The sequence below is a fragment of the Thermocatellispora tengchongensis genome, from assembly GCF_014202315.1.
Classification (GTDB): domain Bacteria; phylum Actinomycetota; class Actinomycetes; order Streptosporangiales; family Streptosporangiaceae; genus Thermocatellispora; species Thermocatellispora tengchongensis.
The window spans coordinates 75,657-89,597 of sequence record NZ_JACHGN010000028.1 but is presented as its reverse complement, the minus strand read 5'-3'; the positions used below and the strand labels follow the sequence as shown (position 1 = coordinate 89,597).

Sequence of the window (13,941 nt, the reverse complement as noted above, 5' to 3'; positions counted from 1 at the left end):
GAGCTGCGCCGGATCTCGATGCCCCTGGTCGCGCCGTTCCGTACCTCGTTCGGCACCGCCACCGTACGCGACGTGCTGCTGGTGCGCGCGGTCACGCCGGAGGCCGAGGGCTGGGGCGAGTGCGTGGCCATGGGCGAGCCGATGTACTCCGCCGAGTACGCCGAGGGCGCCGCCGACGTGCTGCGCCGTTTCCTCATCCCGGCCCTGCCGAAGGACGCCGACCCGTACGGCGTGTCGCGCGCGCTGTCGTCGGTCAAGGGCCACCGCATGGCCAAGGCGGCGCTGGAGACGGCCGTGCTGGACGCCCGGCTGCGCGCCTCGGGCGAGTCGTTCGCCGGGTTCCTCGGCGCGGCGCGCGACCGGGTGCCGTGCGGGGTCTCGGTCGGCATCATGGACTCGGTGCCCGAGCTGCTGGACGCGGTGCAGGGCTACGTGGACGAGGGCTACGTCCGGATCAAGCTGAAGATCGAGCCCGGCTGGGACCTCGCCCCGGTGCGGGCGGTGCGCGAACGGTTCGGCGACGACCTGCTGCTCCAGGTGGACGCCAACGCCGCCTACACCCTGGCCGACGCGCCCCACCTGGCCCGGCTCGACGCGTTCGGCCTGCTGCTGATCGAGCAGCCGCTCGCCGAGGACGACCTGGTGCAGCACGCGTCGCTGGCACGCACGGTGCGCACGCCGATCTGCCTGGACGAGTCCATCGAGTCGGCCGCGCACGCCGCGGCGGCCATCACGCTCGGCGCGTGCTCGGTGGTCAACATCAAGCCCGGCCGGGTCGGCGGCTACCTGGAGGCCCGGCGCATCCACGACCTGTGCCAGGCGCACGGCGTGCCGGTGTGGTGCGGCGGCATGCTGGAGACCGGCCTCGGCCGGGCCGCGAACGTCGCGCTGGCCGCGCTGCCCGGCTTCACCCTGCCCGGCGACACCTCCGCCTCGCGCCGCTACTTCGCCACCGACATCACCGCGCCGTTCACGCTGGAGGACGGCCACCTGGCCGTGCCCACGGGCCCCGGGCTGGGCGTGGAGCCGATCCCGGAGATCCTCAAGGAGGTCACCGTGGACACGGAGTGGATCCCGCTCTAGCCCCGCTCGCCCGTCAGGCGGGGGACCGCGGCGAGCAGCGCGCGGGTGTAGTCGTGCCGCGGCTCCGCCACGACCTCCTCCGCCGGACCGGTCTCCACCAGCCTGCCCTCCCGCATCACCGCGATCACGTCGCAGACGTACCGGACGACCGCCAGGTTGTGCGAGATGAACAGCATGGACAGGCCCAGCTCGGCGCGGAGCGTACGGACCAGGTTGAGCACCGCGCCCTGGACCGACACGTCCAGGGCGGAGGTGATCTCGTCGGCGATCAGCAGTTCGGGGCGGGCGCCCAGCGCACGGGCGATGGCCACCCGCTGGCGCTGCCCGCCGGACAGCTCGCGCGGGTAGCGGCCGGCCAGGTCGGCGGGGAGCGCCACCAGGTCCAGCAGCCGGGCCACCTCCCGCCGCCGGGCGTCCCGGCCGAGCCCGCGCAGGCCCTCGCCGATCGAGGCGCCGACGGTCATCCGGGGGTCGAGCGACGCGTACGGGTCCTGGAACACCATCTGCACCCGGCGGGCGCCCTCGATCCTCCCGGTGTACGGCACCAGCCCGGCCACCGCCCTGGCCAGGGTGGACTTGCCCGACCCCGACTCCCCCACCAGCCCGACGGCCGACCCCGGCGGGATCGGCAGCGTCACCCCGTCCACGGCCGTGAACGCGCCGAAGCGCACCGACAGGTCTTCGATGATCATGCGGCTGCCTCCCAGCAGGCGACCTTGTGGGCTGTGCTCGCGCCGGGCTCGGGCGCGTACGGGGCGAGGGGCGGGCGTTCGGCGGTGCAGCGGGAGGTGGCGACGGGGCAGCGGGGCGCGAACGCGCACCCCGGGCCGATGCCGCCGGGCGCGGGCGGACGGCCCGGGATGCCGGCCAGCGGCCGGGACCGGTCGGTGTCCATCCCGGGCACCGAGGCGACCAGGGCCCGCGTGTACGGGTGCGCCGCGCCCCCGGCCAGCTCCGCCACCGGCAGCTCCTCGACCACGCGCCCGGCGTACATGACCACGACCCGGTCGCACAGCTCGCCCACCACGGCGATGTCGTGCGAGATGAACAGCGTGGCCGCCCCGGTCTCGGCGGTGACCTCGCGCAGCAGCGTGAGGATCTGCCGCTGCACGGTGACGTCCAGCGCGGTGGTGGGCTCGTCGGCGACGATCAGCCGCGGCGTGCCCATCAGCCCCATGGCGATGACCGCGCGCTGCCGCATGCCGCCGGACAGTTCGTGCGGGTGCTGCCGGGCCCGCCGCTCCGGGTCGGGGATGCGCACGTGCCCGAGCCGGTCCACGGCCCGCCGCGCGGCCTCGGCGCGCGAGGCGCCCAGGTGCACGGTGGCCACCTCGGCGAGCTGCCCGCCGACCCGCAGCGCGGGGTTGAGCGAGGCCATCGGGTCCTGGAACACCATGGCGAGCGCGGTGCCCAGCTCCCGGTCCGGCATCGTACGGGCGTCGCGCCCGCACAGCCGCAGCGCCCCGGCCCGCACCACGCCGGGGTAGGGCACGAGCCCGCCGATGGCGGCGGCGGTGAGGCTCTTGCCGCTGCCCGACTCCCCCACCAGGCCCACGATCTCGCCCGGCCGCAGGGTCAGCGACACTCCGCGCACCGGGGTCAGGCCGCCGGGGAAGGCCACGGTCAGGTCGCGCACCTCCAGGACGGCGTCCGGATCGGGCTCGCCGGGGTCCGCGGGCGCGGGCGCGGCACCGGCGGGCGCCGCACCGGCCGCCCGGGTACGGGCGGCGGCGCGGGCCAGCGCGTCCCCGAGCAGGTTGAACCCGATCCCGGCCAGCGCGACCGCGACCGCCGGGCCGAGCGCCACGACCGGCGTGACGTAGATGCGGGAGAACCCGTCGAACAGCAGCCGGCCCCAGTCGTAGGCGGGCGGCTGGACGCCGAGCCCCAGGAAGGACATCCCGGCCAGGCCGAGCAGCGCGCCGCCCATGGCCTGGGCCAGGTTGAGGATCAGCGGCTCGGCGATGTTCGGCAGCACGTGCCGGACCAGGATGAGCGGCCGGGGCACGCCGAGCAGCCGGGCCGCCGCCACGTAGTCGCGCCCGGCGACCGAGGCGGCGAGGGTCTGGGTGAGCCGGGCGACGCCGGGGGCGACCGCGGCGGCGATGCCCAGCACCGCGCCGCGCGCCCCCAGCCCCGCGATCACGGCGATGAACATGGCCAGCAGCAGGCCGGGGAAGGCGACCAGGGTGTTCACCGTGGCGGTGACCAGCCGGGCGGCCCGGCGCGGCAGCACCGAGGGCAGCGCGCCGAGCACCACCCCGGCCAGCCCGCCCGCGAGCGTGGCCAGCAGCGCCAGCGCGAGCGAGAGCCGCCCGGCGACCAGCACCCGCGCCAGCAGGTCGCGGCCCAGGTTGTCGGTGCCGAGCGGGTGGGCGGCCGAGGCCCCCTGGAGCACCGCGCCCGGGTCGATCCTCTCGGCCGCCTCGCCCCAGATCGGCGGGCCGATCACGGCCAGGACCACCATCAGCGCGACCAGGCTGACCCCGATCCAGGCGGAGGGGGTGCGCATCATGATTGAACCCTTTTCAACCGCCCTGTTCCCGCATGCGGGAAGGTCGCCCGGTATCGACATGTGATCAGGGTGAACTGGAGCAACTCTCGCCATCCTTTAGGATCTTGACCCGCCTCCCTCGGGCAGGCGGGATGAGGTTGAAAAGGGTTCACTCCTTCAGCCGGGAGGTGGGGTCGAGCGCGCCGAGGGCCAGGTCGATCAGCAGGTTCACGGTGAGCACGATCACGCCGTAGACCAGGATCACGCCCTGGGCGACCGGATAGTCCTTCTGCGTGATCGACTCCACGATCCGCTGGCCCAGGCCCGGCCAGGCGAAGACGTACTCCACGATCACGCTGCCCGCGATCAGGGCGGTGAGCAGCAGGCCGCAGACGGTCAGGGTCGCGGTGAGGGTGCCGGGCAGGACGTGCCGGACGTACAGGCGGGCGGAGGGCAGGCGTTTGGCCCGCGCCAGCCGGACGTACTCGGTGCCGAGCACGCGCAGCGTCTCCACCCGGCACATGCGGGCGATCATCGCGGCGGGGCCGATCGCCAGGGCGACCACCGGCAGCACGTACGACTCCGGCCCGGCGCGCCCGGCGGGCGGGAACCAGCCGAGCCCGATCGCGAACACCGCGACCAGCGCGATCGAGTACAGGAACTCCGGCACCGCCACGGCCGTGCCGGTCACCGAGGTGAAGGCGGCCTCGGTGCCGCGGCGCCGGCCGTTCTCGGTGCGGACGCCCGCCCACATGCCGAGCGGCACCGCCACCAGCAGCGCGACGGCGGTGGCCGCCAGGGCCAGCGTGAGCGTGGTGGGCAGCCGGGCGGCGATGACGTCGCCGACCCGCTCCCCGGTCAGGAACGAGGTGCCGAACTCGCCGGTCAGCACGCCGCCCACGTAGCCGAGGAACTGGGCGGGCAGCGGCTGGTCCAGGCCAAGAGCCGCTCGCCTGGCCTCCACCAGCTCGTACGGCGCCGCCGGGCCGAGCGAGGCGCGTACGGGGTCGCCCGGGATGAGGTGGATCATCGCGAACGAGGCGACCATGAGCACGCCCAGCGCGACCGCGAACCGGACCAGCCGCCGCAGCGCGTACGCGCCGCGGCGGCGCGTCATGCCCGCCACTCAGCCTCCCCCGGTCATCCGGATGGTGAGGGGCAGGAACTGGCCGGGCAGGTAGCGGAACGTGGCGCCCTTCAAGGCGACCAGCGTGGTGTTCTCCACGACCGGCACCAGGTCGGCCGGCTCGAACAGCGCCGACTCGGCCTCCAGCCACAGCTTGCAGCCCTCCGGGCCGGGCGTGCCGGTGGCCTTGGCGGCCAGCTCGGCGTACCGCTTGTTGTCGAGGTGCGCGAAGTTGGCGCCCTTGGGCGCGCCCGGCCCGGTCAGGAAGCCGGTGAGCTGGGTGGGCAGCACGACGCTGATCGGCAGCCACACGACGTCCCAGTCCTGGGTGACGTTCAGCGACTCCGACAGCTTGGTGTCGATGGTGCCGTTCAGCTTCACGTCGGCGCCGGCCTTGCGCCACGCGGCGGCCAGGTACTCGGCCGCGGCCTGGACGCCGGCGCCCCGGGTCGTCCCGTACAGCAGGCGCAGGGTGAGCTTCTCGCCGTCCTTGACCCGGATGCCGTCGGGGCCGGGCTTCCAGCCCGCGGCGTCCAGCGCGGCGCTCGCGGCGGCCGGGTCGTACGCGGGGACCTTGCCGGTCACGCTGTCGCCGGGGCACGGCCGCGGCTCCAGGACCAGCCCGGTCGCCGGGCGTCCCGTGTTGCTGGAGGCGATCCCGGCCAGCTCGCTCAGGTTGACGGCCTGGGTGAGCGCCTTGCGGACGGCCGGGTCGGCGCCCGGGTGGCCCTCGCCCTGGTGGTAGAAGAACTGGCCGTTGCCGCCGGAGTGGATCTCCTTGGTGATGCGCGGGTCGGCCTCCAGCCGCGCCCGGTCCACGCCGAAGATGACCGCCGCGTTGAGCCCGCCCGAGATGAGCAGGTTCGCCGCGGTCTGCTCGTTCGGCACCACCTTGAGCACCACCGTGTCCGGCTGGCCCGGCTGCCCGGTGGTGCCGCCGGAGGGCCCCCAGGCGTAGCCCTCACGGACCTTGAACGTGTAGTGGTCGCCCGCCACGGCCTCGGTCAGCGTGTACGGCCCCGACCCGGACGTGGCGTGGGCCAGCAGCGAGCGGTCCTTGAGCCCCTTGCCGCAGACGATGAACATCGTCCTGGTGCTCTCCAGGATGAACCCGAACGGCTCGGGCGTGGACAGCGTGACCGTCCCCGCCGCGTCGTCCGCCTCCGCCTTCATCCCCTGCGGGACCAGCACCCCGTGGACCGGCGATTTGCTGGCCGGGTCGGTGATGTAGTTGACGTTCTCGGCGACCGTGGACGGGGTGAGCGGGCTGCCGTCGGCGCAGGTGACGCCCTTGCGCAGGGTGAACGTCACCGAGTCCGGTCCGACGTCCCACTTCTCGGCGAGCGCGGGGACGACCTCCCCCTTCTCGCCGGTGGACACCAGGGTGTCGTACGACAGCGACAGCACGGTGTTGGTGACCGACAGCACGGCGGTCGCGGGGTCGAGCGCCCCGGGATCGGCGGGGAGGGCGAAGGTGAACGTGCCGCCCTGCGCCGGCGTCGCGCCGCCGCCCGCCGCGCCTCCACCGCACGCCGCCGCCAGCAGGCCCAGGGCGCAGAGAACGGTCATCCCGCGAATAGTTCTCATGGAGACTCCAGAAGGTGGGGGTGATGCCCCACCTTCGCCGCTCGCCGCGGTTCCTGCTTCGTGGGCGCGGACGAAAAGCGCGGCCCGCCTCGTACGCCCGGCCAAAGCGCCTCACACCGGCGCGGGCCGCCGCGTCAGCCGCGCCGATCCCTGCCGAAGATGCGCAGTTGCAGCATCACGCCCAGGCGCACGTCCGGGTCGCTCAGGTCCAGGCCGCCGATCTCGGTGAGCCGCTTGAGGCGGTACCTGAAGGTGTTGGCGTGCACGTGCACCCGCGCCGCGGCGGCGTTGACGTCGCCGAAGGCGTCGAGATAGGCCCGCAGGGTGGCGACCAGCTCGGTGCCGTGCTCGGCGTCGTAGCGGAGCAGCCGCTCGTACGGGCCGGTGGGCCGCTGGTCCTCGGCGCGGGCCAGGTCGGAGAGCTGGAGCAGCAGCGACTCGAAGTGCACGGCGGTGTAGTCGGCCACCGCGCCCGAGGCGCCGCGGGCGCGCAGCACGCGCAGCGCCCGGTCGGCGTCGGCCCGCGACCGGGCCACTTCGGCGAGGCTGCCGGCGAACCTGCCCACCCCGATGTTGGCCGCGTGGCGGGGGCCGACCCGGGCCAGGAAGCTCTCGGCGACCCGTACGGCCCGCCGCTCGGCGTCTGCGCCGCCGCCCTCGCCGCGGCCGGCGGGCAGGGGCAGCACGGCGTACGCGACCGAGCCGATCAGCGCGGCGGCCGAGCGGGGGTGGATGGCCGCGACGTGCAGCGCGAGCGCGTCGCAGAAGCGCTGCCTGTCGCTTTCCACCCGGGCCGCGTCGTGCTCCGGCGTCCCCTGCTCGGCGAGCTGCGCGGCCAGCACGCACAGCCGCTCGCTTGCGACGCCGAGCCGCCCGGCGGCCTCGGCGGCCTCCGCGCCGCCCTCCAGCACGGTGGCCAGCAGGTCGGCGCGGAGCCTCCGCCGCGCGTCGGCCCCGGCCCGCTCGCGCAGCAACTGCAACGCGACGATCTTGGCGGCGTCGGCCAGCGCGGCCCGGCGCTGCTCGGTGAGCGGCTCGCGCACCGCCGCCCAGATCGAGCCCAGGATCTCGTCCCCCGACCGCACGGCCACCGCCACGCGGTCCAGCATGGTCCCATCGCCGATCTGGATGTGGATCGGCTCGTGGCTCTGGTACAGCTCCCGGAAGAAGCCGCGCTCCTCCAGCATGCGCGTCCAGCGCGCCGGCACCTGCCGGCCCAGCACCGTGGCCACCCGGCCCGGGTCGGCCTCGTCTTGCCTGCCGGAGTACGCCAGCACCCGGGAGGACCGGTCCTCGATCGTGACCGGCGCGTCCAGCAACGCGCAGACCGCGTTGGCCAGCGAGAACAGGTCGCCCGACGGGTCGTCCCGGTCCGGCTCGGCGAGCTGCCCCTCCGCCAGCAGCGAGCGCAGCAGCGCCGCCACCTGCGACCAGGACGCCGCCCTGGTCAGGCCGAGCAGCGCCACCCCGGTCTCCCGCACCGCGGCGAGCACGGCGGCGTCCACGTGCACCGGCTGCTTGACCACCAGGCCCGCGGCGGGCCGTGCCGCCGCGAGCAGGCCGGTGATCCGCTCGGCGCCCTCGACGCCGACGCCGAGCACGATCCCGCCCGCGGGCACCAGCATCTCGTCCAGCGGGTCGTAGATGTGCACGCCGGTGACCTCGGCGTCGAGGTCACCGGGCGAGGCCGCCACGTCCAGCACGGAGCTGCCCAGGTCCTCCACGATGCGCAGCAGGCTGGTGCGCGGCCGGGTCGTCACCTCCTCACGGTAACGGACATACAGCGACATCTCCGTACAGCGACATCTCCGTCAGGCCGGGTGGTCACCCGACCTTGGGGGTGGCTCGCGCGCCCATGTGGACGTACGGGGAGCCGTCGGCCAGCTCGTAGAAGACGGCCGAGATCCACTGCGGCTCGTTCTCCGGGCGGCCCACGAAGGTGGTCTCGTTCACCGGGATCAGCTCGAAGTCCATCGGCGGCTGGAGCCCGGCGAGCGCCCCGGTCGCCTCCATGTGCAGGTTCAGCCGGCCGTCGGCGGCGGCCAGGGTGATCCTGGCCCCGGCGCGCTCGTAGACGCCGGCGTACCGCTCGACGTCCACCTCGACCGGGGTCTGCGGCGGGCCGAGCACCGGCGGCGGGGTGACGCCCAGCAGCTCGCCGAACAGCTCGGACGCCACCGCGTGCTGGAACGCGGCGGTGTGCCCGCCGTTGGCGGTCACGCAGGCGACGGTGTCGTCCACCACCCACAGCATGGCGGCCTGGCCGATGGTGTTGCCGCCGTGGGAGAAGACCCGGTGCCCGTCCCACTCGTCCAGGATCCAGCCGATCCCCCACTGCCGGCCCAGGGTGTGCGGGTTGGGGATGTCCACCTGCGGCACCCGCATCGCCTCGGGGTCGCGCAGCAGGCCCGGTGCGAGGTGGGCGCGGGCGAAGGCCACCACGTCGGCGGGGCGGGCGCAGATCAGCCCGGCCGGGCCTGCCGAGCGCATCAGGCCCCACGCCGGGACGACCTTGCCGTCCATGTGCCCGACCGCGGCGCTGAAGCGCAGCACGTCCTCCGGCAGGGTCCAGGTGTGGGTCAGGCCCAGCGGCTCGACGATCTGCTCGCGCAGGGCGGCGTCCCACCCCTTGCCGGTCAGCCACTCCACGATCCGCCCGGCGACGGTGAAGCCGGAGTTGCAGTAGGACTGGGTGGCGCCGAGCGGGTGGTTCTGCCGCAGGTCCGCGCACGCCTGGACGTACTTCTCCAGGCAGTCGTCACCGCGTCCGGTGTCGAGGAACAGGTCGCCGTCGATGCCGGAGGTGTGGGTGAGCAGGTGCCTGACCGTCACCGCCTTGGTCACCTCGGCGTCGGCCACGCGGAACTCCGGCAGCACCTCGTGCACCGGGGTGTCCAGGGTGAGCGCGCCCTGCTCGGCGAGCATCATGAGCTGGGTCGCGGTCCACACCTTGGTCACCGAGCCGATCTGGAACAGCGAGTCGGTCAGGACCGGCGCGCCGGTGTCGGCGTTGACGACGCCCGCCGCCGCGGTGTGCACCTCTCCCTCGTACAGGAAGGCCAGGCTCGCGCCCGGCACCTCGTGCTCGGCGATCAGCTCGGCGAGCCGTCCGGTCCAGCGTCCGGGATCCACTGTTCCAGCCACGCGATGATCCTTTCGTTGTAGTCCAGCCGATGCGACGGCCGTCCGTTGAGGATGAACAGGTGGGACGCGCCCGGGTAGAGCACCAGCCGGGCCGGCACGCCCCGCTCGCGCAGCCCGGCGAACCAGCGCTCGGCCTGGCCGGGCGGGCAGCGCACGTCGTCCAGGCCGTGCAGCAGCAGCGTCGGCGTGCGCACCTCGTCCAGATACGACACCGGCGACTGCCGCTCGGGCGCCCCGCCGCACTCGTGCTCGACCAGGAAGTGCCCCAGGTCGGAGGTTCCGGCCATCCCGGCCAGGTCGCTGACGCACCCGCCGGCGACGGCCGCCCGGAACCTCCCGGTCATGGCGGGCAGCATGCACGCCATGTAGCCGCCGTAGCTGTAGCCGGTCACGGCCAGGCGCTCCGGGTCGGCCACGCCCTCGGCGACCAGCTCCTCGACCGGCGCGAGCAGGTCGCCCGCGTCGGCCAGGCCCCACGCGCCGCGCGCGGCGGTGTAGAACTCCTCGCCGTAGCCGTCGCTGCCGCGCGGGTTGACGGTGAGCACGGTCCAGCCCTTGGCGGCGAGCGCCTGGTGGTAGAGGTGCGCGGCGTCGAACACCGGCGCCCACGCGTTGTGCGGGCCGCCGTGCACGTCCAGCAGCAGCGGCCCCGGCCCGGGGATCGACTCGTCCCGGAGCACGAAGCCCTCCACCTGACGGCCGTCGGGCGCGGTGAAGACGCGGGCCCGCGGCAGGTACGGCTCGGCCCCCTCCAGCGCGTACGACGCCAGCCGCGTCTCCTCGCCGGTGGCGTCGCGCAGGATCAGGTCGCCCACGCTGTACGGGGTGGTGGCCAGGTAGGCGATCCGGCCCGCCGCCGCGGTCATGCCGCAGACCACCCGGTCGCCGCCCACGAGCTTCTTCCCGTCCAGGTACAGGTGGGTGCAGCCGCCGTCGCGGGCGCAGAACAGCAGCCCGCCGTCCAGCGGCTGCGGCGCCGCCCCGGGGTAGCCGGGGGCGCCGGTCATCACGTTGCGGTCCAGCTCGGGCGCGATCTCCTCCAGCCCGCCGGCCTCCAGCCGGAACAGCCGGGTGTGGCTCACCAGGTCGCCGCCGGCCCATCCGGCCACGACCAGCCGCCCGTCCAGCCACCACGCCGCGGCGCACACCACGTCCTCGCCGGTCAGCCGTACGGGCCCGCCTCCGGCGGCGGCCACCTCGTACACGGCCGCGCCGGGCTTGAGGTCCCGGTCGGGCCGCATGTCGGCCACGAAGGCGAGCCGCCGCCCGTCCGCCGACCACGAGGGCTCTCCGGCGTGGAAGTCGCCCTCGGTGAGCCGGGTGGTCTCGCCGGTGGCCACGTCGCAGGAGAACAGGTGGGTGCGCAGCCCGCGCAGCAGCCCGGCGCCGTCGGCCTTGTAGTCCAGGGCGTCGGCGACCACCGGCGCGTGCGGATCGACCTCGCCGCACGGCGCGGCGTACGCGATGGTGCGGCCGTCAGGCGACCAGACCGGCACGCCCGCGCCCAGCGGCGCCGAGGTCAGCGCCCACGGCTCGCCGCCGTCCATGCCGCCGTCCATGGGCAGCAGGTGCACCTGCGGCCTGCCGTCCACCTCGCGCAGGAACGCCAGCGTGCGCCCGTCGGGCGCCCAGCGCGGCGCGGCGTCCCGCGGCCCCGTGGTGAGCCGCCGGGGCTCGGCGCCCGGCGCGGCGAGCCAGATCTCCGAGCGGTTCTCGTCGGCCTCGCGGTCGGCGGTGGTGAGGACGTACGCGACCGCGCCGCCGTCGGGGCGCAGCCGCGGGTCCCCGGGCACGGCGAGCCGGTAGAGGTCGCCGGGAGAGAGTCGAGGCATACCCGAACGCTAGGCACCCGGTCGCGGCCCCGCTTCGGCCGATCGCACGAACCGGCCCCGGGATCGTTGTCCGAAGGTCCAACGAAAGGCGGCTCCGCCGCCGGGCTCAGCCCAGGTAGCGCAGCCAGAAGTACGGCACCGAGACCGCGACCGTGACCACGGTGACGATCAGGCCGACCCGGGTGAACTGCCAGAAGGTGATCGGGGTGCGGTTGCGCGCCGCGATGCCCAGCACCACCACGTTGGCGGCGGCCCCGACGGCGGTGGCGTTGCCGCCCAGGTCGGCGCCGACGGCCAGGGCCCACCACAGCACCTGGCCGGGGCCGTCGCCGCCGTTGGCCTGCACCAGCTCGGCCACGATGGGGCTCATGGTCGCGACGTAGGGGATGTTGTCCACGATCGCCGACACCGCCGCCGAGCCCCACAGCAGCAGCATCGTCGTCAGCGCCAGCCGGCCCTGCGTGGCCTCGACCACGGCCTCGGAGACGGCCCCGATGACCCCGGTCTCCACCAGGGCGCCGACCATGACGAACAGCCCGGCGAAGAACACCAGCGTGGGCCACTCCACCTCGGAGATGGCCTCCTCGGTGGTCACCCTGGTCGCGGCCACCAGGATGCCCGCGCCCAGCACCGCCACCACGGACGGCTCGTAGTGCAGCACGGGGTGCAGCACGAACGCGGCCAGCACCAGGGCGAGCACCGCCAGGCTCTGCCACAGCAGGCGGCGGTCGGCGATGGCCTCCCGCTGGTTCAGCTCCATGATCTCCGCCGCCCGCTCCGGGTCGTACCGGAACGCCGAGCGGAACAGCAGCCGGCACAGCCCGAGGAAGACCGCCAGGACCACCACGATCAGCGGCGCCATGTGCACCAGGAAGTCGTTGAACGTCAGCCCGCCCCGGCTGGCGATGATGATGTTCGGCGGGTCGCCGACCAGCGTGGCCGCGCCGCCGATGTTGGAGGCCATGGCCTCGGCGATCAGGTACGGCGCCACGGGCAGCGCCAGCCGCTCGCACACCAGGAAGGTCACCGGCGCGATCAGCAGCACGGTGGTCACGTTGTCCAGCAGCGCCGAGGCCCCCGCCGTGATCACCAGCAGCAGGACCATGAGCCGGAACGGCCGGCCCCTGGCCCGTTTGGCCGCCCAGATCGCGAGGTACTCGAACACCCCGGTCTGCCGCAGCACGCCCACGATGATCATCATGCCGAGCAGCAGGAAGATGACGTTCCAGTCGATCCCCGCGTGCTCGGAGAAGAACGCCGCCTCGGCGTCGGTCGCGTGGATCAGCAGCATGATCCCCGCCCCGCCGAGCGCCGCCGCGACCCGGTTGATCTTCTCCGTGGCGATCAGGGTGTAGGCGCCGAGGAAGACGGCCACCGACACCCAGGCGAGCACGCTCACGAGGGCGACGCCCCGATGGCCGGCAAGAGGTCATCAGCACGCATGGCCCACCGCTCCCATCCCTCCGCGTCCCATCCCCCGGCGTCCCAATCCCCGGCGTCCCATCCTCGCGTGACGTCGCCGCCAACCTACCAAGACCCGACAGACCGGACATAGGTGGCATATACCGCGTGCAACCACAGCAGATTTTCTCCGCGCGGGATGTAGAGGACCCGTCGGCGGCTCCGACCAACGGGCGAAGGACCCGGAACGGGACGGAACCGAACGAACGGAGTGCAGGCCATGAGCAACAAGGTCATCCTGTGGATGCAGCAGTCGGTGGACGGGTTCATCTGCGGGCCGCAGGGGGAGTTCGACTGGCCGGTCTTCGAGGCGGAGATGACCCGCTACGCCGATGAGCAGACCGGCACGCTCGGCATGTTCCTGTACGGCCGCAAGGTCTACGAGGGCATGGCCTCCTACTGGCCGACCGCCGACCGGCAGCCCGGCGCCCACCCCCACGACCTGGCCTTCGCCCGGGTGTGGCGGGAGAAGCCGAAGGCGGTGTTCTCCTCCACGCTGGAGCACGCCGGCTGGAACACCACGATCGTCTCCACCGACCTGCCCAAGGCCGTGGCCGAGCTGAAGGAGCGCTCAGAGGGCGACCTGGGGCTGTTCGGCGGGGCGGAGATCACGGCGGAGTTCATACGCCTGGGGCTGATCGACGAGTACCGGATCTTCGTGCACCCGGTGGTCCTGGGCGGGGGCATCCCGCTGTTCGCGCCGGGCCTGGAGCGTACGCCGCTGCGGCTGGTCGAGGCGCGCACGCTCGACTCGGCCGTGGTGCTGCACCGCTACGCGTCGGCGGCGAGCTGAGCGTGCGCTGCGTGCCCAGGGTGCCCGGCATGCCCAGGGTGCCCGGGGTGCCCGGCGTGCTGGGGGTGGCCGGGACGATCGGGGTGGTCGGGCAGGTCGCGGTCGGTGTGGTCGGCGTGGAACAGCGCCTCCTCCAGGAGCCTGCGCACGTGCACGTCGGCCGCCGAGTAGTAGACGAACGTGCCCTCGCGCCGGCCGCGCACCAGGCCGGCCAGGCGCAGCTTGGCGAGATGCTGGCTCACCGCCGCCGGGGCCGCGCCCACCAGGTCGGCCAGGCACGCCACCGACGACTCGCCCTGGAGCAGCGCCCAGAGGATCTTCATCCGGGTGGGGTCGGCCAGCAGCCGCAGCGACTCGGCCGCCAGATGCACCTGCTCCTCGGTCGGCATCCGGAAGTCCGGCAGGGAGTCATGCATGTCTG

At 74.1% G+C, this 13,941-nt stretch carries 11 protein-coding genes; 2 read left to right on the top strand and 9 right to left on the bottom strand.

Annotated features, from left to right (window positions below; all coding sequences use genetic code 11):
• The first annotated feature begins 18 nt into the window (after positions 1-18).
• Positions 19-1,083, top strand: coding sequence for an o-succinylbenzoate synthase (gene menC / locus HNP84_RS44145; protein ID WP_185056145.1), 1,065 nt, complete (start codon positions 19-21; stop codon positions 1,081-1,083).
• Here menC and HNP84_RS44140 read toward each other — a convergent pair.
• The 8 genes from HNP84_RS44140 to HNP84_RS44110 all read right to left on the bottom strand — a co-directional run bounded on the left by HNP84_RS44140 (position 1,080) and on the right by HNP84_RS44110 (position 12,665).
• The gene (locus tag HNP84_RS44140) at positions 1,080-1,775 is read right to left on the bottom strand and encodes an ABC transporter ATP-binding protein (protein ID WP_185056078.1); all 696 of its coding nucleotides are present in this window, start codon (positions 1,773-1,775) and stop codon (positions 1,080-1,082) included. The two genes, menC and HNP84_RS44140, sit on opposite strands and share 4 nt — an antisense overlap.
• Complete coding sequence (locus HNP84_RS44135) at positions 1,772-3,598, bottom strand: dipeptide/oligopeptide/nickel ABC transporter permease/ATP-binding protein (RefSeq protein WP_185056077.1); 1,827 nt, start codon at positions 3,596-3,598, stop codon at positions 1,772-1,774. Before HNP84_RS44135 ends, HNP84_RS44140 begins: the two co-directional genes overlap by 4 nt.
• 148 nt (positions 3,599-3,746) lie before the next feature.
• Positions 3,747-4,694: an ABC transporter permease gene (locus HNP84_RS44130; RefSeq protein WP_185056144.1), complete on the bottom strand. Its 948-nt coding sequence runs from the start codon at positions 4,692-4,694 to the stop codon at positions 3,747-3,749.
• Between the two features lie 9 nt (positions 4,695-4,703).
• Positions 4,704-6,272 (bottom strand): ABC transporter substrate-binding protein, encoded by a 1,569-nt coding sequence (locus HNP84_RS44125; RefSeq protein WP_246519419.1) that lies wholly within the window; start codon positions 6,270-6,272, stop codon positions 4,704-4,706.
• A 152-nt stretch (positions 6,273-6,424) separates the two neighbouring features.
• Positions 6,425-8,050, bottom strand: coding sequence for a PucR family transcriptional regulator (locus HNP84_RS44120; RefSeq protein ID WP_312927056.1), 1,626 nt, complete (start codon positions 8,048-8,050; stop codon positions 6,425-6,427).
• Positions 8,051-8,114: 64 nt separating this feature from the next.
• Entirely contained in the window at positions 8,115-9,434 is a 1,320-nt protein-coding gene (locus HNP84_RS52200; RefSeq protein ID WP_312927054.1) for a serine hydrolase domain-containing protein, read from the bottom strand.
• Entirely contained in the window at positions 9,383-11,266 is a 1,884-nt protein-coding gene (locus HNP84_RS52195) for a S9 family peptidase (protein WP_221337526.1), read from the bottom strand. The genes HNP84_RS52200 and HNP84_RS52195 overlap by 52 nt, the downstream gene beginning before the upstream one ends.
• A 106-nt stretch (positions 11,267-11,372) precedes the next feature.
• A complete protein-coding gene (locus tag HNP84_RS44110) occupies positions 11,373-12,665 on the bottom strand; it encodes an ArsB/NhaD family transporter (protein WP_185056074.1) in 1,293 nt (430 codons plus the stop codon).
• Positions 12,666-12,947: 282 nt separating this feature from the next.
• On the opposite strand from HNP84_RS44110, the gene HNP84_RS44105 reads away from it, so the two are divergent.
• Positions 12,948-13,520: a dihydrofolate reductase family protein gene (locus HNP84_RS44105; RefSeq protein WP_185056073.1), complete on the top strand. Its 573-nt coding sequence runs from the start codon at positions 12,948-12,950 to the stop codon at positions 13,518-13,520.
• Here HNP84_RS44105 and HNP84_RS44100 read toward each other — a convergent pair.
• Complete coding sequence (locus tag HNP84_RS44100) at positions 13,499-13,936, bottom strand: ArsR/SmtB family transcription factor (RefSeq protein WP_185056072.1); 438 nt, start codon at positions 13,934-13,936, stop codon at positions 13,499-13,501. The genes HNP84_RS44105 and HNP84_RS44100 overlap by 22 nt on opposite strands.
• Between the last annotated feature and the right edge of the window lie 5 nt (positions 13,937-13,941).

What these genes read in the sequence shown, in the direction of transcription:
- HNP84_RS52195 (WP_221337526.1), bottom strand. Translation starts at nt 11,266, where the DNA reads ATGCCTCGACTCTCTCCCGGCGACCTCTACCGGCTCGCCGTGCCCGGG.
- HNP84_RS44100 (WP_185056072.1), bottom strand. Translation starts at nt 13,936, where the DNA reads ATGCATGACTCCCTGCCGGACTTCCGGATGCCGACCGAGGAGCAGGTG.
- HNP84_RS44140 (WP_185056078.1), bottom strand. Translation starts at nt 1,775, where the DNA reads ATGATCATCGAAGACCTGTCGGTGCGCTTCGGCGCGTTCACGGCCGTG.
- HNP84_RS44125 (WP_246519419.1), bottom strand. Translation starts at nt 6,272, where the DNA reads ATGACCGTTCTCTGCGCCCTGGGCCTGCTGGCGGCGGCGTGCGGTGGA.
- menC (WP_185056145.1), top strand. Translation starts at nt 19, where the DNA reads ATGCCCCTGGTCGCGCCGTTCCGTACCTCGTTCGGCACCGCCACCGTA.
- HNP84_RS44130 (WP_185056144.1), bottom strand. Translation starts at nt 4,694, where the DNA reads ATGACGCGCCGCCGCGGCGCGTACGCGCTGCGGCGGCTGGTCCGGTTC.
- HNP84_RS44105 (WP_185056073.1), top strand. Translation starts at nt 12,948, where the DNA reads ATGAGCAACAAGGTCATCCTGTGGATGCAGCAGTCGGTGGACGGGTTC.
- HNP84_RS44135 (WP_185056077.1), bottom strand. Translation starts at nt 3,598, where the DNA reads ATGATGCGCACCCCCTCCGCCTGGATCGGGGTCAGCCTGGTCGCGCTG.